Source organism: Pseudobutyrivibrio xylanivorans DSM 14809, assembly GCF_900141825.1.
Classification (GTDB): Bacteria; Bacillota; Clostridia; order Lachnospirales; family Lachnospiraceae; genus Pseudobutyrivibrio; species Pseudobutyrivibrio xylanivorans.
Window position 1 is genome coordinate 15,746 of sequence record NZ_FQYQ01000008.1, and the last position, 18,749, is coordinate 34,494.

Genomic DNA, 18,749 nt, shown 5'->3' on the forward strand with positions numbered 1-18,749 from the left:
TCTCCCTAAGCGCTTTTTATAAATCGTATTTAACAATGTTAAGAATTGCATCTTCATTTGTATTGAAGAAGATTCCATCGCATGATACATCTGTAGGAAGTGAAGCTGTCATTACATAAAGACCATCCTCAAAGAATACTTCCATACTGTATCTATCCATAACAATTCTAAGCTTGATAGAATCCTTATTCCAAGGAATATGTGCTCTACGCTGGTGCACTATTGCTCGTCTGCTACCAGAGAACTTTCTATCGATTTTTGCGATATTCTCCTTAGGTCTAAGAACAATATCTGTATGATATTTTTCATCTGCTGCAATAGAAATGACAAACTTGTCAAACATTGCATCAACATCTTTTGGTCTTACTTCAAGCTCAATATCTAAGCAACGACCATTGATTCCCTCGAGAGAAATTGCTCCATCAATTGACTCGCTATCTCTGTCCTTTAAATCGGTTGTTGCTGAAATTTCAAAGTCTTTGTACTCAACCTTGCCGCTTCTCATGTCCTCTAATTCTTTGATTGGCCACTGGCGTAATCTTCCGTCTTTGATAGAGATTTCTCTTGGAAGAGCCATCTGTCCAAACCAAGGCTCTCTGGCGTCGTGAGCACCTGCTGTATCCCAGTTCTGCATCCAACCAATCATTACACGTCTGCCATCTACCATTTCAACAGTCTGCATAGCGTAATAATCGATACCATAATCTACAGCCTGAACCTTTTCCTCTGTAAAGGAATCGGTAGCATCATCATATCCACCAATAATGCAGATATTTCCATTACCATTATGGAATTCGAAGCCTTCTGGAAGCATATCCTGTGGGCTTGTAAGGAGTACTCCCTTGCCATCTAATTCAAAGAAATCAGGGCACTCCCACATAAGACCATATCTGCCTTTATTAGACGCGAAAACCTTTTCAAATTCCCATTTAAAGCAATCGTTACTCTTGAATAATAAGAGCTGTCCGCTGCCATCTGCTGCACGGTTAGCAACTAATACTCTGTATGTGCCATCCTTTTTCTTCCAAATCTTTGGATCTCTGAAATCAGTTTTGCTAGATCCCTCTGGAATCAAATCAGCATTGATTACTGGGTTGTTTTCGTATTTTTCATAATCAATTCCATCACCAACAGCAACACACTGTGTCTGGAATTCTTTCATCTGTCCATTTTCTACTGTGCGCTTCATAACACCTGTGTACATAAGAAGATGTCTACCATCCTCAAGTGTAATAGCGCTTCCAGAAAATACTCCATCCTTATCATAGAATTCGTCTGGAGCTAAAGCTGCAGGAAGGAACTCCCAATGAAGTAAATCAGTACTTACTGCATGACCCCAGTGCATTGGGCCCCAGTGGGCATCATATGGATGATACTGATAAAACATGTGATATTTGCCTTCATAATAGCAAAGACCATTTGGATCATTCATCCAACCAACACGTGGTGTTAAATGAAACTTTGGTCGGGTTTCTTTTGCAATAAGTTTTTCCTGTGCTTCTTCGTATTTTCTTGCTTCGCGAAGAGTCTGACTGTTCATAGTTAATTAAATTCCTTCCTAAGTTATAGCTTGTTTATAAAAACTTTGTGGGCAACTTATAAAAGCGCCCACAAAATACTTTTAGTTAGCGTAGAAATCATCAAAGTACTTCTGATAAATATCAAGGTACTCTGCTACACCATAATCATCTACCTGCTTGAGGTAAGCATTCCAAGAATCATCTGTGATACCATCTCTGATGAACTCAGCCTTGCTTGAGTTAAGGTAGCTTACTAAGTCTGCCTGGATTGCTGAAAGCTTCTCTGTATCTTCAGAGTTCATAAATACACGTGGGTATACATACTTGCCGTGCATATCATCTGTATAGTAATCCTTGATCCAATCAAGACGATACTGAGCATCATCTGGGCAAGTTACATACTTTCCGTAGTACTCATCTAAGATTGCAAGAGGACCACCAACACACTCAGCCTCACGTACTTCTACTGGAGAAGCATCGCCAAGTGGTGCATGCTTAAGCATCTTCTCGCCATCAGCGTTCTCGCCTAATTCAAAGATATCGAAATCATCGTCCTCACCATATGTTCCCCAGTTGTTCTGTGGAGACTGGAATGGATCGTACATCTTGTCAAGCCAAGCGCAAACGAATGCTGGATTCTTACATACGCTAGTGATTACACAACGACCTCTGTCGAAACCTGATGTGAATGAACCGTTCTGTGGTGTAACGTTTACTGTATCAGCCTTTAAAGCCTTAAGTGGTACATAGTCTGTAATGTTATCGATGTTAGCAACATCCCAAGAGAAGCAAACACCATATCTGTGTGACTTACCCTTTGCTACGTATGTAGCCCAGTCCTGAGTAAAGCACTCTGGGTCGATAAGGCCTTCAGCGTAAAGCTTGTGGAGCCATTCTGTACCCTTTCTGAAACCATCTGTTGTTGCTGTACAAATAACCTTCTTGTCATCTGTTACTGCAATATGCTGACCCATATCTACATCACCGATACCATCGCCAAAACCGTTTGTAAGAAGGTTTGGATCCTGATCGTTTACGATGCAAGACATAGGAATGATGTCACCATCAATACCGAATTCCTTCTGAAGCTCTGAAGCGTGCTCCTGGAATGCTAAAAGTACCTGCTCGAACTCATCAACTGTTGTAGGTGTCTCAAGTCCAAGGAAGTCAAGCCACTTCTGGTTGATGAATGTCATATTGTTACCAACTGTCTGGATAGCTGTCTTTTCGCTACCAAGCTGCTCGATCCAAGGAAGTGCCCAAATGTGTCCATCCTCGTCCTCGCACATTGTTCTGTACTCTGGGTACTTATCAAATACTGCCTTAAGATTTGGCATGTTGTTATCAATGTATTCCTCAACTGGAACGATAACGCCCTGATCTGCATATCTGATTAAGTCGTTGTCGCCAAAACCAGCGTTAAATACCATATCTGTAAGTGTGTTTACATTTGACATATTGAGGGAAATCTTATCACCCCACTGATCAGATGAGATTGCTGTCCAATCAACGTGTACGTTTGTCTCTTCTTCAAGTCTCTTGAAGATTGTACGGTTGTTAGGATTCTCCTCTGTTCCTACAGGATAGCTAATTGTTCCTGTGATTGTTACCTGCTCTGCAAGTGGCCAAGTGATGTTGCTTGCATCCACCTTATCTGCATTGCTGGCACCGTTGCCACCCTTGCCACAGCCGACAAACATTGATGAAGCCATTGTCATTGCAAGAGCTGCAGCTACAATACGTTTTGCATTTCTCTTCTTCATTTTCTTGTTCTCCTCCTATTTATATAACAGCTTTTGCTGCTATTTACTTATTAACCCTTTACTGAACCAACCATGATACCTGCATCGAAGTACTTCTGGAAGAATGGATACATTACTAAAAGTGGTAAACTTGAAATAATGATGGTTGCGTACTTAAGTAGTTCTGCCAATTGTGCTCTCTGAGCTGTCGACTGCATATCAGCAATCATTCCCGGATCTGGCTGATTTTGAATCAGTATAGATCTTAAAACCAACTGCAAAGGTTGTTTTGAAGCAGAATTAAGATATATCATAGCGTCGAAATAACTATTCCACATTCCAACGAACTGCCATAGACAGAGAACAGCAATTACAGGAGCACAAACTGGCAAAAGGATTTTGAAGAAAAAGGTTAGTTCATTAGCTCCGTCTACTTCTGCAGCTTCTCTTAACTCTGAAGGAATACCTCTATAATATGTTCTGGCAATAATCATATTCCAAACTGAAAATGTTCCAGGAAGGATTACTGCCCACATGCTATCAAGCAAGCCCATTTTGCTTATCAACAAATATGTAGGAATCAATCCACCACCAAAGAACATAGTAATCATAAAAATGGTATTAAAGAATTTTCTTCCCTTGAACTCTTCCAATGACATTGGATAAGCACAAAGCATTGTGATAAACACTGATAAAAATGTAAATAAAACTGAATATAAAATTGAGTTTTTAAAGCCAACCCAAATCTGTGCATTTGAAATTACTCTTTCATAAGCGGTAAGTGTCCATTTTTCTAAATCAAATGTAAGACCCTTGTTCTGAAGAGTGATTGGATCCATAAATGATGCGATAACGATGTAAATCATAGGTACAATAATCGCAAGAACGAATAGACCCAAAAGTATATATCCAATAAGTAAGAATGTCTTATCGCCTAGTGAATACTTGGCGAATTTACTTTTTTTCTTCTTTGTTTCCATCATAACCTCCAATTAAAGTCCCTGTCCGTCATTCATCTTTTCAACCACCTTATTAACAACTATTAATAAGATAAGGTTGATAACAGTGTTGAACAAACCAACGGCTGTTGAATAACTATAGTTTCCATCCAGAAGACCTTTCTTATATACATAGGTAGCAATGATTTCTGATGCACCTAAGTTCAAATCTGTCTGTAATGCGTATGCCTTTTCAAAGCCAAGGCTCATGATGTTTCCGGCCTGAAGAATAAACTGGATAACTACCATATCTTTAATTGCTGGCCACTCAACTGCTTTGATCTGCTGGAAGATGTTTGCTCCATCAATCTGAGCAGCTTCTTTAAGTTCCTGGCTTGCATTTGCAAGTGCTGCAGTGTACATAATTGATGCCCAACCTGCACCCTGCCAGATACCAGATATAATGTAAATTGGTCTGAACGCTTCTGGTAATGTTAGGAAATTGATTGTAGTTCCAAGTAACATATTAAGTGGTCCTGTTACTGAAAGGAAAATTCTAACCATACCGCAAAGTACGATAACTGAGATAAAGTTTGGCATATAGAGTACCAACTGAATCTTCTGTTTGATTCGTGCGCTCTCTATTCTATTAAGTAGCAGTGCTAAGATAATTGGTACTGGGAATCCCCACAATAATCCGAACACACTAAGCTTCAAAGTGTTTACCAGATATGTCATAAAATCTGGTGATGTAAGAAATTGCTTGAAATATTCAAAACCAACCCACTCACTATTTAAGAATCCTTTGAATGGACTATACTTTTCAAAAGCAATTAGAATACCACCCATTGGTAAGTATCTGAAAATTATAGTCAGTAATAATGCTGGTCCTAAAAAGAACACATATAATCTCCAATGATGCATCACATACAACCAAGTGTTATGCATTTTCGCCTTCGTCTTCATTTCTCCTCCTTATGTTGCACTTGTTTGTGCATTTGTGCATTTGCACAAGTTTTTCGATGTGTTAAATATAGCACATTTTTACATATGTCGCAATTGTTATTTCAGGTTTGTGTAAAGTATACAGAATGGGCTGTTTACTTTTGTTCAAATGTATCATAATTTTTTCACATTTTTACATTTGACAAAATGATTTTTACATTTTATGATAGTTAGGACAATAAAAATCAACTACGTTTGGGGGATTATTATGGCGAATAAAGTCACCATTCAAGATATTGCAGATGCCCTCGGGGTATCTAGAAATACAGTTTCAAAGGCTATCAATAATACAGGTATCTTAGCAGATACCACCAGAGAAAAGGTTTTAGCAAAAGCTGTTGAGATGGGATATAAGCAATTCTCATATGCTAATTCTATGGAAGATTTCCTAGATAAGGCCTCAGCAAAAAAACCTTTAGCAACTGGAGATATTGCTTTTTTCAGTGGCTCATTTCTAGACAATTCACATTTTGCATCTACTATGCTTGATAAATTTCAATATGAAATAACACAGCTTGGCTATGGACTTACAATGCAGAGAATCACACCTGAGAATGTAGAAAACCTTAGTCTTCCAGCCAGCTTTAATAAGGAAAGAACTCAAGGCATCATCTGTGTCGAAATGTTTAATCAAAAGTACTGTGAAATGCTTTGCGATTTAAACATTCCTATATTATTTGTAGATGCTCCCGTAGGAAGCTACAGCCATCAGCTTGCTGGTGATGTTCTTCTTATGGACAACACCACTGGCATCTTCACTTTAATTGCTGAAATGAAAAAGCGTGGAATTAAGGAGATTGGCTTTATAGGAGAGTCAAACCACTGCCGTTCTTTCTTTGAAAGATATGTAGCCTTTAGAAACGCCATGTTTTTAAATGGTCTTGAGATTGACGAGAAATACTGTCTCACAGATATCCATAAGCATGGACCAGAATATTTTGCTTGCCTTTTCGAAGAGCTATCAAAGCTCGAGAAATTGCCTGAGCTTTTCATCTGTGCAAATGATTTCGTTGCTATTGATCTTGTAAACTGTCTCAAAATTCAAAAGCATTCATACCCAGAGGATGTTATGATTTGTGGCTTCGATGATTCTGCTGAATCAAAGGTAATGACTCCTGCTCTTACCACCTGCCACATTCATTCCCAGATTATGGGATTTACTGCTGCAAATCTTTTAGTATCAAGAATTGAGCAGCCAGATTTGAACTATCGTACCGTATATACGGAGGCAAATCTTATCTTAAGAGGTTCCACCAAAGATTAATATTCACATAACAAAAAAGGTTGTCCACTTTGATAGTGAGCAACCTTTTTTTGTTACTTTAGGCGGTAGTGGCGGTGCTGCACTTCATTATTTTGAAGGTGGCAACCAAGTAGAATTTAAGGAATTTTCACTTTAAAATATCCCATCAAATCCTACTTCCCAAAAAGCCTTATTTTATAGGCTCTGTGAGACTTAGTAATTTATCTTTTATTTAAAGTAATCTAGCATCTTACTAATTGATTCTTTTTCCGATTTATCAAAATCCATATTATCGCTTTGTACATAGCTCATAATTATTGTTTGAAGTCCATTCAAGATGCTAACACCACCTATGTCATCATATGCAACAGGCTTATCACTCATCGGACCATATACAAACTTTGTGCCTGTATATATTTCAAAAACAGGATTTGAGTCAAATAGCTTAGCGTATTGTTTTGCCTGTTCCAAAGAAGAAATCATGTTTTCTCTATCTTTTAGCAAACAATAGTCGAGAGCTGTTTGCAAATGCATCATTGCCAGTGTGCGATGAAAATAACACACACTATTACCTTTTATCATCCCCTTGATTATTGAAACCAGCCATGATAGTAATTCTATTGAATCGCCATATTTTTTCATTTTTATCAAATGCGCATTTAATTGGGCTACTGCACTATAAATATCAAACACGCCCAAATTGATTGCCTTATCATAATAGTCCAGTGCTTCATCTTTTCTCCCCAGACTATAAAGTCTATCACCCACCAAATCATTAAATACACCTTTTACATTTATTGATTGTAGTAGCCAAAGGGCCTTCTCGTCATCCTTCTGAAGGTTTGCCATTTCCAGGATAATTTCACTTTCCTCTCTTCTGTTATCTGGCGAATTCTTTACGACCTCCAGGGCCTTCTCTAAATATTCAATCGCATTCAGTCTATATAAATCATCCTTGTCATCCATGTACATTATTTTGTATATCAATGCGCACTTCTGCATAAGCTTCACATTTAAGGGATATCTTCTTGCCGCCTTCTCCGCCATATCCAAGGCTACCTCATTATTATGGTTGCTTAGCTCTTCCTGAATGCTTGTCAAAATATCATCTACTTTTTTAGAGGACAAGTCATACCCTACCAAAGTATCCATAGAAAGATTAAAAAAATCAGCTAAATCCATAATCATATTTATATCTGGAATACAGTTTCCATTTTCCCATTTTGAAACTGTGCCAACTGTAACTCCCATTGTCTCAGCCAACTGCTCCTGAGTTAACCCCATTTTCTTTCTGCATGATTTGATATTCTCTGGTAATCGATGTTGCATAATTCTTCTCCTTATTTTTCTCTATGTACGCCAAAACCAACAAGCCTCCAAAAAACATTCCACAAGCAATTCCTGAAAACTCTATAATTTGTAAGGAATTGAATTTTAATGTAAAAAGGCTGACTATCCCTGAACCTATTGGCATTGATGCGCATGCAAATGCATTAAATACTGATGAGACCCTGGCCACATAATCCTGCTCAACATTAGTCGCAAATTCTATATTAAGCACTCCTGATGTAATTGAACCAAAGGTTCCAATCAAAACCATGGATGTCAATGCAAAAACAAATGGTGATAATCTTCCTACCCCTACACTTCCTCCAATGGCAAATAAAACTAGCGCAACTCCAATAAACACCCCGCTTATGGCATTCACTATTTTAAAACGATATTTCTTTGCTACCTTTGCAACAATTAACGAACCAACTATCGCCGCAGTCCAATTCCAACTCAAACAAAAGCTTTGAAAATCCGCATCTCTTCTATAGAAATCAATTATGTGTGGTGTAAGCAAACAATTATATGGCGACAAGAAAAAATTATATGCCACTGCAACAACACACAAATAGATAACCATCTTTTTTCTCTTAATGTACTTAAGCCCTTCCGCCAGCTTAGTCATATAGCTTTGCTCATTGATACTTTCATCATCAAATTCTCTCTGCTGATATTTGATGAAAAGGATGATAAATCCACAGATGTAAAATGTGGCAACATCTATTAGCATTGCAACATTTACGCCAAGCTTCGCAATTATAACGCCTGCACTCGCTGTTGACATGATTGTAGCCATTTGGCCCGCCACCATTCTTAAACTCTGCACAGTAGGATAGTATTCTGGACATACAAGCTCTCGTACGAAGGCTGATTCTGCTGGTTGATTTATAGACTCAACTGTGGTAATTAGCACAGTAAATAAAATCATCAAATACGGATTAGCTTTGCCAAGAAAAAACAAACAGACAAATCCTGCTATTATAAGGCCCCTAATAAAATCCGTATATACGATAATCTTTTTCTTGTTTCTACTTTCTACCCACGCTCCAGCAAAGGGCAAAAGCACCACTCCAGGCAATTGATTCATTGCAAATATTACGGCAGTCCAAGTAGCGCTTCCCGTAATCTGATACACTAGCCATGTAAAAGCAATAGCATCTACACAATCACCAAATCGATTGATTACAGATGAAATTAGCAATCGTCTTATATTTGTTTGCTTTAAAACTGTTAAGTAACTTATTTTTCCCTGTGTTTCCATAATGCATTCCTCCAATTACTTTCTCCTGATAATAGCATTATAGAAACCTCTCTACTATTATATAATATACTATTTTTCTAGTTTCGAATAAATATATTTTCTTATTTGGAAACATTAGTCAATTGCTTGAGTACATAGTTAATCCATGCTAAAATGTACTTAACAAATTATATGAGATAAATTATTTTGTTAAGGCGGTGATTATATGATATACACATACTTAACTGAACATTATAAAGAAGGGGAACCAATCTTCTTCTCAGACATTTACGATGGAACTATTTCAAAGCCTGCTTTGACTCAACAGCTAGCCACTCTTTGTAAGAAAGGAATGTTGGCTAAGTATGACAATGGCATTTATTATATTCCTAAAAAGACAAGACTGAAATCAGCTGTAGGTCCTACTGCTGATACTGTTGCTAAATACAGGTTCATTATGAAGAATGGAAAGATTGATGGCTTTTATGCAGGGAATACCTTTGCAAATCAGATAGGTATTTCGACACAGGTTCCATACGTGGTCGAAATTGTTAGTAACAATACCAATTCTGCCCCTAGGACAGTCACCATTGGCAGCAGAAAATTTAGCGTAAAAAAGCCTATAGTTTCAATAGATGAAAGCAATGTTTATGTTCTTCAAATGCTTGATCTTCTTTCAGAATTAGATTCTTACTTAGATTACGATTACGAAGAAGCTAGGAAGTGTTTCATAAAGTTTATAGAAGCTCATAATATCAAGCGGAGCGATATTGATAAATATATTAGAAACTATCCACTTACAGCATTTAAATACTATTATGAATTGAGGTTAGACAATGTACTTGCATGAAGATAAAGATTTTTAAATAATATAGATTAGAATTGTAAATTCTAAATATGAATACAAATTTGAAGCACTAGGAATCCTAGTGCTTCTGTTCACTCTCAATATATTTCTTCAGCGTATTCCTAGAAATTCCATATTTTTTCATCATATCAACCTGCTTAATTGAACGGTCATGCAGGTATGCTTGAATATCTGCTTTTAGCTCAGGTGTGAGCTTATCAAACTGCCCAAGCTTTCTTCCACTACGTTTATTACTTGCAGCAATACCATCCTTGATTGCTTTGGAAATATATAAGCGCTGCTGCTCTGCTCTATCCAGCTTCTGGAACTGAGGTCTCTCAGTAAAATTCTTTGCAGACTTCTCTTCTGTAAACTCAACCAGATATTCTATGTCCTGCTCTTTTGCATAGCGACTCAAACATAGGTCGTTTTGTATTGTTGATTTTCAGCCTATAATAGCATTAGCTCTATCTTACAGGCTGAAAATCAACAATCAAATAGCGCTTCCATAGTTATCACATTATCAGCTCTCTCAACCTTATTACTAAGATTAGGTGTTATCACACATCTATTATTCTTTTATATGACTTACCATTTCTAAGACATTCCCGCTTCTATAGCCGCTATAATCTTTTCACGTTCCCCACTTCCATTTGTAGGTAATCTAAGTAATGGCAAATCGCATTTCTCAAGAATAGAATTCTTCTTGAGATTTCTCTCATGCTGAGCTGTACCTACTTTATGATAATTAAAACCATCAACTTCAATCGCAAGGAACGGATCTTTGCCTAGCTTTTTATATAGTAAAAAATCAAGATGAGTTCCTGGATTAAAAGCATATCTAGCTTCCTCATCCGTAAGTTTTGAAATATCCTTAATGACCGTATAAAGATGAGTAAAGCAGCTAACATCTAAGAAGGTATAGTCTTTTAGAATATCCTGAAGCAAAGCATACATAAGATTTTCAGAATCATACTGCGATATTCTTTTTCGATTCTTTAAGTACTGCCAACGTTTCTCTGCATATTGCTTATATAAATAATCAAAAACCGAATAGACCTTGCTCTCTACTACTTCCATGTTGTTGTACTGAATATACGAAACCAAGTCAGGTATATTTCCCGTCTTTGGCATTGTGTTTCCAGAAATAACAATCGCAAGATTATCTTTTGCTCTAGAAATGGCAACATTCAGAAGATCTGAATCTTCCATAAATCCCTGATTATAATCATCAACTACACAAATAATAATGGCATCTTTTTCTCTACCTTGATATTTATGCACTGTTGCCGCATCAATACCAGGTATAGCTGCCTTCAAAGCATCTACCTGTTTATTATAAGGAGCCACTACACCAATATCTTTTAAATCCATGTTCAGTTCAGGAAGAACCTCTTCTTTGATTACATCTATTTGACGTTCATTGAGCAATCCACCTTCTCTTGTATGATTACCAGGAGTAGTTTTATAAACTTTTAAAGGCTTTCCAGCTCCATCATCTTCAGTCATGATTACCAGCTCATTATCATAGAATTTACGATTACAAAATTCTATGATTAATGGATTACACCTATAGTGTTCTCTTAGAAGCGTCGAAGGTACATTTTTCAACAATCTTGTAACGGACTTCAGAAAACTGTTCTTTCCAAAGTCATATGCTTCATTGATAGAATAACCTTCGAAAATTACATCTGATTGTTTGCTAACCTCTGGAGTTATGACATTGGATAATTGCTTAAGATCTCCAACAATTACCGCATTTTTTGCGCACGATAACGCTAAGGCACCTGTCGCAACATCTACCTGCGATGCCTCATCCATTATCACATAATCATACTCAGTGGTTCTAGAATTCAAGCTATTCCTAGCCGAAAATGTCGTGCTAAGCACAATTGGGTACTCTCTCAGTACACTCTCCGAGTTCTTATACAAATCATCGGAATCAAACTGAACACGCGCTTTCTTCCAGTCGTACTTCTTTTCAATAAATGATTTTAGATATTCTAATGACTGTTTCTCTAAAATATTTTCATCAGCAGCATTTGAGTTTTCTAGTTCATGTTCTTTATTGCTCAATTCGTTTTCTAGCTCTATTAGTTTGTTTTTGTAATATAGCCTCTGAAGAACAGAAATGATTTTAGATAAATCCTGCTTGTAAAAATCCCAATTAGCAATTCCATAAACAAAAACACTTCTTAACTTCTGGAATAATGACAGATTCTTTCCTCTATCTGCTCTGTCTTGAATCTCAAGCCACAGCATCATAACCTTTTCAGAAGGAATATTCCCGCGTATTTTTATAGCATTGAAATCATCTACATTCTCATCGTAGAATTCTTCAAAATGCTTTGCCTCTAACTCAACATCGTGCTTTTCTAACTTGAGATTAGCTATATCCTCTTTTAACTGATAGACTTTCTGAAGCTGCGTAGCAATAAAATCTATCTCGCGCAACAAATTTCTATCTGATACATCTTTTCTCCATGAAGACAAATCAGGATACTTACCAGTCTGGCTCTCTATAAAAGCAGTCTTATTCTCTACACTTCCAAGAGAAGCAACTAAAAAATCCATACCGTACTTTTCTTTAGCAAGCTTCTCTAAAACATTGGCAGTTGCAGAATTATTATTTGAAACGACAATTATTGATTTATTTGCCAACAACAAATTGGCAATGATATTTAGAATTGTTTGAGTCTTTCCTGTGCCTGGAGGGCCTTGAATAACACTAATCTGATTCTCAAGAGCATTTCTAACTGCCTTGTATTGACTCTTATTACAGCCAAACGGAAATATGATATGCTCCACGTTATATTTATGAAGATTATTATCTCCATTCAGATAATAGTAAAGCGCAGATGAATCACTTACGAAATTAATATTCTCGTAGTACTTTTTAAGTATTTTCCCCTCGCCCTCACTGCCTGGAAGCTTACTGAGGCCGGACACATCTTTTAAATAATCAAATACTCTTGCAGTTTTTGGAGTTGCTAAACAGTTTTCCCTAACAATTAAATCTGATTTTTTATAACTATATTCATAGGTCTTAAATTCTATATGCCAGTACTTATCGTTGCCATCAGAAAATTCGTAAATCCAATCAATATCAAAGAGTTCCTGACCATCAGTTGTCCATATGATAAAGTTTTCCGGCTTTAAAACTTTAGGTTCGCGCATAACAACAACATTACCCGGCAAATATGAAAAAGTCTTTCCATTTGAAAAGGTAATGTCATGTTTATTCGTTGCTTTATTCCAATTGTAATTCGCGATTTGATTGGTTTTGATTTCATCTTTGATGACAATCATCCATCTTTTTGCATCTAGCATGTGAATTCCTCTAAAACCCAGCTATTTTTTGTAGCTGAATTATAGCATCACATTGTGACTAATCTGTTCACTCCACAATCTTTTCACAGCATTGCAACTCCAAACAATCCTCAAATCCTAGGTATAACTCCACGAACATAACCGTAAACGCATAAAATAACCTCTAATGCAAGAGGTTGTTTTCAAATCTCGATTCTTATGCTAAAAATGCTTCCACATCAACCTTTTAAAATCCGAGTTTTTGTTGACTTCATATACATAATATCAATATAGATTTGGATGGTTTGCTCAATTGTAGTATCATCACAGATAGACGTTTAATCATACAGAAAGCCGGTTGCAGCAATGAAAAAAACAAAATTATTTATCCCCATTATAATCATATCCGTGTTGATAGCCGGATGTTCATCCCAAAAAGAAACATATAATATCGAGGACACTACGGCATCAATCGAACAAGAATCTGGGGTTGATTCAACAGTTGAACAAAATATCGATGAACGACAAAGCTCTTCTGATTTAAAAGAACTATCTATAAAAACTGAACTTATCGATAATAACTATAATAAAACAGGCCCTGCACCTAGAGATAGTTATGCTGATTTGTTATTGGAATACTATAAGCTATCAGGGGACGTATCTAGCGACTTTTTAAAAGAGCGAGATGAATTTTTTGAAGAGATTTCTATGTTTCAGCTAGAGAAAAAACAATCATTTGAAGACTTTTTGCAATCCGATTATTATGATGATTTAGATTCTGCAATTGGATGGAATAATGAAATGCATCATACCAAAGAGTATATAGAAAGAAATGATATGATTATTTTCAGCTCTTTGGTTGTTAGTAATGGGTCATATGGTGGTTCTGGATATTGTGATTTCTATGCTTTTAACTATGATATTCAAAATAAAATCGAACTCACTCTAAATGATGTCGTAGATGATTATGACTCATTAAGAAGTATAGTTATTGAAAAAGTAATAACAGATCCACCAAGTATATTTTATAGTGATAATCCAGATTACATCGGTTCTTTTATTGATAATGCTTTTTATAGTAAAGATGTACCTATATCAGATAAGGTGGCATGGACAATGGATGAGAACGGATTGACTATTTATTATAGTAAATCACAAATTGGCGATGTATATAGGTGTACCATTCCCTATTCAGATAATTGTATAACCCCCTCTTTTAGACTTGTTAAGGGTGTGGATTATAATTCTGAATACTTGAAATAGAACTCACCCTCATCTCAAAAGTGCTTGAGATTGAGGTGAATTCTTAATCTTCCATTTCTGAAACCTCGGTATAACCGTAAGAAAAAACAACCTCCATCCATTCATCATGGAATATAGGTTGTTTGTATGATATCAAGTTATCTGCCTAGGGCTTCTGGATGGAAATAATTCCTGAGCAATAAGACTTTTGCTCAAAAGAAAGAGTTGGAAATGTTTTTCTTAATTCATCAACTACGAAATATATTTCATCATCATCCCAATCGCCACCTGCTTCTAATTTACATTTTTCAAGTTCATCTCTAGTATTAAAAGCTACATCACCAATGATTAGCTTGCCGCCTTCACTTAGTTGATTTAATAAATTTGAAAAAAAGACCTTCTTTTGTTCATCTGATAAATGATGTAAGGAATAAGTACCAATTACATAGTCAAACTTGCAGGTGCTCAATTCAGGTACCAATCCCTTGATAAAGTCACCTTGATATAAGTTTGCATTTGGCATTTTTGCTTTTGCAAGTTCTATCATTCTATTAGAGAAATCCTGACCATATATTTCACAACCGTTCTCATAAAGCTTTGTGGTAAGAGTTCCTGTACCAAAGCCAATATCTAAAACCTTTGCTTTTTCAATAGACAATATCTCTTGAAAAATCCCACCAAGAACGTCCTTGTATCCAGCAAATGGATATGCATTTGCCTCCTCTGAGATGCCTACTGCTTTATCATAACCATCCGCCCATAAATCAAATCCTTTATTATCTAACATTAGGTCTACTCCTTCTTAAGCTTATAAAGCCAATTTATAAAACTGTGAATCAAATACTACTTCACTGTTCCATTTTTTGTAACTTGCAACCTTGTACGATTCAAAATCAAACTTCTTAAGTAACTTAACTGAAGCTATATTTTCATCTGCCACCTCAGCAGTCAAAGTTCGTCCCCCTAACTCCCTGGCAAACTCTATAATAGCTTGAATTAACTCACTACCAAGACCTTTCTTCCAAAGGTGCTTGCTTATACAATACCCAATATCATAATTATCTTCTTCTGGAAACAGACAACAAGTTCCTATCGCCGCTCCTGTTTCTTTATCAGTTGCGATTAAATAATAAGCATCGTCTTCATCTTCCATACCCTCAAAACATTTAATATATTTTTCATTCAAACAATCTACAGACGGGTCACTCATATATTTCCCATTTACTGGGTCACACCATAGAGAAATACAAAACGCTCTATCATCGTCCTGATACGATCTAATAATCATTCTTGGCGTTTCAATGTTGTGTTCAACCTTCATGTCACTTCTTTCCTCCTAAAAAACATATTATCTACTATATCTTTTTTCTGCGTATTTAAAAAGCCTTGTGGAAAAATTTTTTCTAATACCTCCACAAGGCCGATTTTTTGGTTATTCTTGTTACCTACAATGACATTTCCATCGATACAACGCCATTGTCATTTCCTGTTTCTTCAAAATCCATGCGCTTATATAGTTCATATGCCGTCTTCATTACATCTGGCCTAGTAGTAAATGTCAACAACTCATAACCTAATATACGCGCTTGTTCTATCATAGAATTAAGGAAGATTCTTGCATAACCTTTACCGCGGTATTCTGGTCTAATAAACAATCGTTTACCTTCACATGTCTTTGCATCTATTTTCTTAATAGCAACACATCCTACTGCTTCACCACCTTCGTATCCAACAAGGATTGCACCATCTTTATAAAATCCTGCTAAATCTGCCAATTCCTTATCAAAGGAAACAAAACATCCCTCTGCTCCTTTTATTTGGGAATACTCAGTAAACAGATTTTTAATAACTGAATAATCATCTGAACATTTTACTTCTAACATTATCTTCCCCCTACAACTACGATTTACTTATTTCATCTTTTTCCAACAGTATTTTTTTAGGAAATCACTAATTTCAGTAATGTCTGCACTTTCATAGAAAGCAACAAGTTTCTTTTTAAACTCTGGAACGTAATTTTCCGGAATGACAATTAAGCCCAAGCCATGACTTATCATATAGTGATTAGCAAATATTACTGAAGCTCGCTTGTTTCCATCCACAAATATCTGAGTTCTCATGCAATACATGCACAATTCAATAGCAATATCTAACGGATTCATACCACTTTTAAGAATATCATTTATTCTTTCAATTACCTGCGATTCTATTGGTAATGGCGGTACATATTTAGTTCCACCAATAGAAACTGGTACTCCCCTTATTCTTCCACCATCATGGAAAAATCCTCCATTTACAAGCTTTGCTATATGACACAATAAATAATAATTACTATCAGCCTGAATCACGTCATTATCAAGAATAAATTCCCACGCATGCTTTAAATTAAGAATTTTTTGTACATCGTCAGCTGTCATACCATTAACTGTACCATTCTCAATAATCTCTTCCGTCTGCTGAAATGTTGTGGCAACACCTTCCAATACAGCCTGATCATATATATTGGACTTCATATTCGCTCGTGCAAAATCAAGATTTGAAATCACTTCAGGCGAAAGTTCATTCTGAGTATACCCATTTGCAGCTAGCTCTTTATCAACTCTTCGAATCTGCTTCTTGAGTTCTCTAGCTTCTTTTGTATTACGAAGCAATAACTGATACAAATCATCAGAATAAACATCCACATACGTAGAGGTTAATCTGCCATTTACTCTTTTACGAATATATAAGTATTTGCCACTACTATTTTCTTTTACTTCAGGCGAGCCATCGTATGGAATCAAATTCAATCGTGCCTGATAATCAGCTCTTTCCTGTAACAACTTTTGGATTACATTAAAATTACTATCCATCTAAAATCTCCTTTAGGGAACTTTTTTGTTCTTATACGGTTATAAAGTTCCCTATTATAAAAAGTTACTCTATTGAATTTATCCATTCGGCAGCTAAATAAAGTGGCACATTTACCATCCATTCTTGGTCTTTGTATCCAGACATAGAAAATCTAACTGGTTTTAATTCATTATTGTCATCATAAATAGTTTTTAAACTTTTTGATCTTAGGTTTTCTTTGGCCTTCACTTCTATAGGATATACTGCATCTTTTTGAACTAAGAAATCTAATTCCAACGTAGAATTTTCCTTAGAATAATAATACAATTTTTCTCCAAGAGATATTAGTTCCTGCGCAATGAATTGCTCTGTAAATGCCCCCTTATATTCTTCAAAATAGTTTTCTCCAGTTAAAACCTCTTTTGCTGTGACATCAGCCATTGCTCCCAATAAGCCTAAGTCCGAGAGAAAAAGTTTAAAAGCGCTCATGTCTTCATAGAATTTTAACGGTCTCTGTACTTTGTTAACTCTTACAACTTTATGAATCAATCCTGCGTTAACAAGCCATTGGATTGCATCTTCAAAATCTTTGGCACGAGCACCTTTTTTTACTACACCATAAACAAATTTCTTATTTTCTTTTGCTAGCTGTGAGGTTATACTATTCCAAACCATTATAACTTTAGGTAATAGCTCATCTGGCACATGTGTCGAAAAATCCTTCTCATAATCGCTTAATATTCGTTGCTGGATTTTTCTGACCTGTTTTAGATTCTCTTCTTCCAAATATTTTTTAACAACTTCAGGCATACCTCCAACATAATAATATTGACGAAGTAAATCTGTTAACCTTGATGAAAATGTTGCGAGTTCTTCCCAACGGTGTTCTCTAATCTGATCCACTAAAATACTATTACCGGTTGCCTCAACGAATTCTAGAAAGTTCATAGGATACATATTTATTTCATCAACTTTACCTACTGGAAATCCTGTCCCTGTATTTTCATCGTTGTTATTTTGACTTTTCTTTGTACGAAGTCTTACCCCCAACAAACTACCTGCGACAACAATATGGTATTCATTAGCATTTTCACAAAAATATTTAAGGCTAGTTATTCCACGTGGTACTGACTGTATTTCGTCCAAAATTATTAGTGTCTCTCCGGGTTGAATTTCTTCATCTGAAATTGAAGAGAATCCACGTAATAAACGTTTTGTATCATAATCTGAAAATAGCAATAGCATCTCTGGAGAATCATCGCAATTTATATATGCAACATTTTTATATTCATTACGCCCAAATTCTTTTAAAATCCAGGTCTTTCCAACCTGTCTAGCACCATCTAGTATTAATGGCTTTCTGTCTTTATCATTTTTCCATGCTAAAAGCTGTGAATATACTTGTCTTTTCATATGACCCTCCATTTTTATGAGCGAATATCTATAGATAGAATACAATTTTATGAGCGAATTATCAAGGCTATAGAACAAAAAAACGAGGG

General features: G+C 36.0%; 16 protein-coding genes. 3 read left to right on the forward strand and 13 right to left on the reverse strand.

Going from position 1 to position 18,749, the window contains the following annotated elements; genetic code table 11:
- Positions 1-16: 16 nt before the first annotated feature.
- The 4 genes from BUA88_RS07620 to BUA88_RS07635 all read right to left on the reverse strand — a co-directional run bounded on the left by BUA88_RS07620 (position 17) and on the right by BUA88_RS07635 (position 5,166).
- The gene (locus BUA88_RS07620; protein ID WP_072915388.1) at positions 17-1,540 is read right to left on the reverse strand and encodes a glycoside hydrolase family 32 protein; all 1,524 of its coding nucleotides are present in this window, start codon (positions 1,538-1,540) and stop codon (positions 17-19) included.
- An 81-nt stretch (positions 1,541-1,621) separates the two neighbouring features.
- Positions 1,622-3,283 carry an ABC transporter substrate-binding protein gene (locus BUA88_RS07625; protein WP_028246111.1) on the reverse strand — a complete coding sequence of 554 codons (1,662 nt, stop codon included), beginning with the start codon at positions 3,281-3,283 and terminating at the stop codon, positions 1,622-1,624.
- 50 nt (positions 3,284-3,333) lie between these two features.
- Positions 3,334-4,242, reverse strand: coding sequence for a carbohydrate ABC transporter permease (locus BUA88_RS07630; protein ID WP_028246112.1), 909 nt, complete (start codon positions 4,240-4,242; stop codon positions 3,334-3,336).
- Between the two features lie 12 nt (positions 4,243-4,254).
- The gene (locus BUA88_RS07635) at positions 4,255-5,166 is read right to left on the reverse strand and encodes an ABC transporter permease (protein WP_028246113.1); all 912 of its coding nucleotides are present in this window, start codon (positions 5,164-5,166) and stop codon (positions 4,255-4,257) included.
- Between the two features lie 247 nt (positions 5,167-5,413).
- On the opposite strand from BUA88_RS07635, the gene BUA88_RS07640 reads away from it, so the two are divergent.
- Positions 5,414-6,469, forward strand: a complete 1,056-nt coding sequence (locus tag BUA88_RS07640; RefSeq protein WP_072915392.1) for a LacI family DNA-binding transcriptional regulator — start codon at positions 5,414-5,416, stop codon at positions 6,467-6,469.
- A 207-nt stretch (positions 6,470-6,676) separates the two neighbouring features.
- Here BUA88_RS07640 and BUA88_RS07645 read toward each other — a convergent pair whose 3' ends face one another.
- Positions 6,677-7,777: a helix-turn-helix domain-containing protein gene (locus BUA88_RS07645; protein ID WP_072915397.1), complete on the reverse strand. Its 1,101-nt coding sequence runs from the start codon at positions 7,775-7,777 to the stop codon at positions 6,677-6,679.
- Positions 7,704-9,038, reverse strand: coding sequence for an MFS transporter (locus tag BUA88_RS07650; RefSeq protein ID WP_072915400.1), 1,335 nt, complete (start codon positions 9,036-9,038; stop codon positions 7,704-7,706). The genes BUA88_RS07645 and BUA88_RS07650 overlap by 74 nt, the downstream gene beginning before the upstream one ends.
- Positions 9,039-9,243: 205 nt before the next feature.
- Between BUA88_RS07650 and BUA88_RS07655 the strand changes: the two genes are divergently transcribed.
- On the forward strand, positions 9,244-9,867 hold the full coding sequence (locus BUA88_RS07655; protein WP_072915403.1) for a DUF6088 family protein: 624 nt from the start codon (positions 9,244-9,246) through the stop codon (positions 9,865-9,867).
- Between the two features lie 76 nt (positions 9,868-9,943).
- Here the strand turns inward: BUA88_RS07655 and BUA88_RS07660 are convergent, their stop codons facing one another.
- Positions 9,944-10,282, reverse strand: a complete 339-nt coding sequence (locus BUA88_RS07660) for a hypothetical protein (protein ID WP_200798853.1) — start codon at positions 10,280-10,282, stop codon at positions 9,944-9,946.
- A 179-nt stretch (positions 10,283-10,461) separates the two neighbouring features.
- Entirely contained in the window at positions 10,462-13,194 is a 2,733-nt protein-coding gene (locus BUA88_RS07665; protein ID WP_072915406.1) for an AAA domain-containing protein, read from the reverse strand.
- 345 nt (positions 13,195-13,539) lie between these two features.
- On the opposite strand from BUA88_RS07665, the gene BUA88_RS07670 reads away from it, so the two are divergent.
- Positions 13,540-14,436, forward strand: a complete 897-nt coding sequence (locus BUA88_RS07670) for a hypothetical protein (protein WP_072915410.1) — start codon at positions 13,540-13,542, stop codon at positions 14,434-14,436.
- Positions 14,437-14,581: 145 nt separating this feature from the next.
- Here the strand turns inward: BUA88_RS07670 and BUA88_RS07675 are convergent, their stop codons facing one another.
- The 5 genes from BUA88_RS07675 to BUA88_RS07695 all read right to left on the reverse strand — a co-directional run bounded on the left by BUA88_RS07675 (position 14,582) and on the right by BUA88_RS07695 (position 18,660).
- Complete coding sequence (locus tag BUA88_RS07675) at positions 14,582-15,202, reverse strand: class I SAM-dependent methyltransferase (protein ID WP_072915413.1); 621 nt, start codon at positions 15,200-15,202, stop codon at positions 14,582-14,584.
- 21 nt (positions 15,203-15,223) lie between these two features.
- Entirely contained in the window at positions 15,224-15,736 is a 513-nt protein-coding gene (locus BUA88_RS07680) for a GNAT family N-acetyltransferase (protein ID WP_072915417.1), read from the reverse strand.
- 124 nt (positions 15,737-15,860) lie between these two features.
- Positions 15,861-16,298, reverse strand: coding sequence for a GNAT family N-acetyltransferase (locus tag BUA88_RS07685; protein WP_072915422.1), 438 nt, complete (start codon positions 16,296-16,298; stop codon positions 15,861-15,863).
- Between the two features lie 27 nt (positions 16,299-16,325).
- Positions 16,326-17,267: a Fic family protein gene (locus BUA88_RS07690; protein ID WP_072915428.1), complete on the reverse strand. Its 942-nt coding sequence runs from the start codon at positions 17,265-17,267 to the stop codon at positions 16,326-16,328.
- Positions 17,268-17,331: 64 nt separating this feature from the next.
- Complete coding sequence (locus BUA88_RS07695) at positions 17,332-18,660, reverse strand: ATP-binding protein (RefSeq protein WP_072915437.1); 1,329 nt, start codon at positions 18,658-18,660, stop codon at positions 17,332-17,334.
- Positions 18,661-18,749 lie beyond the last annotated feature (89 nt).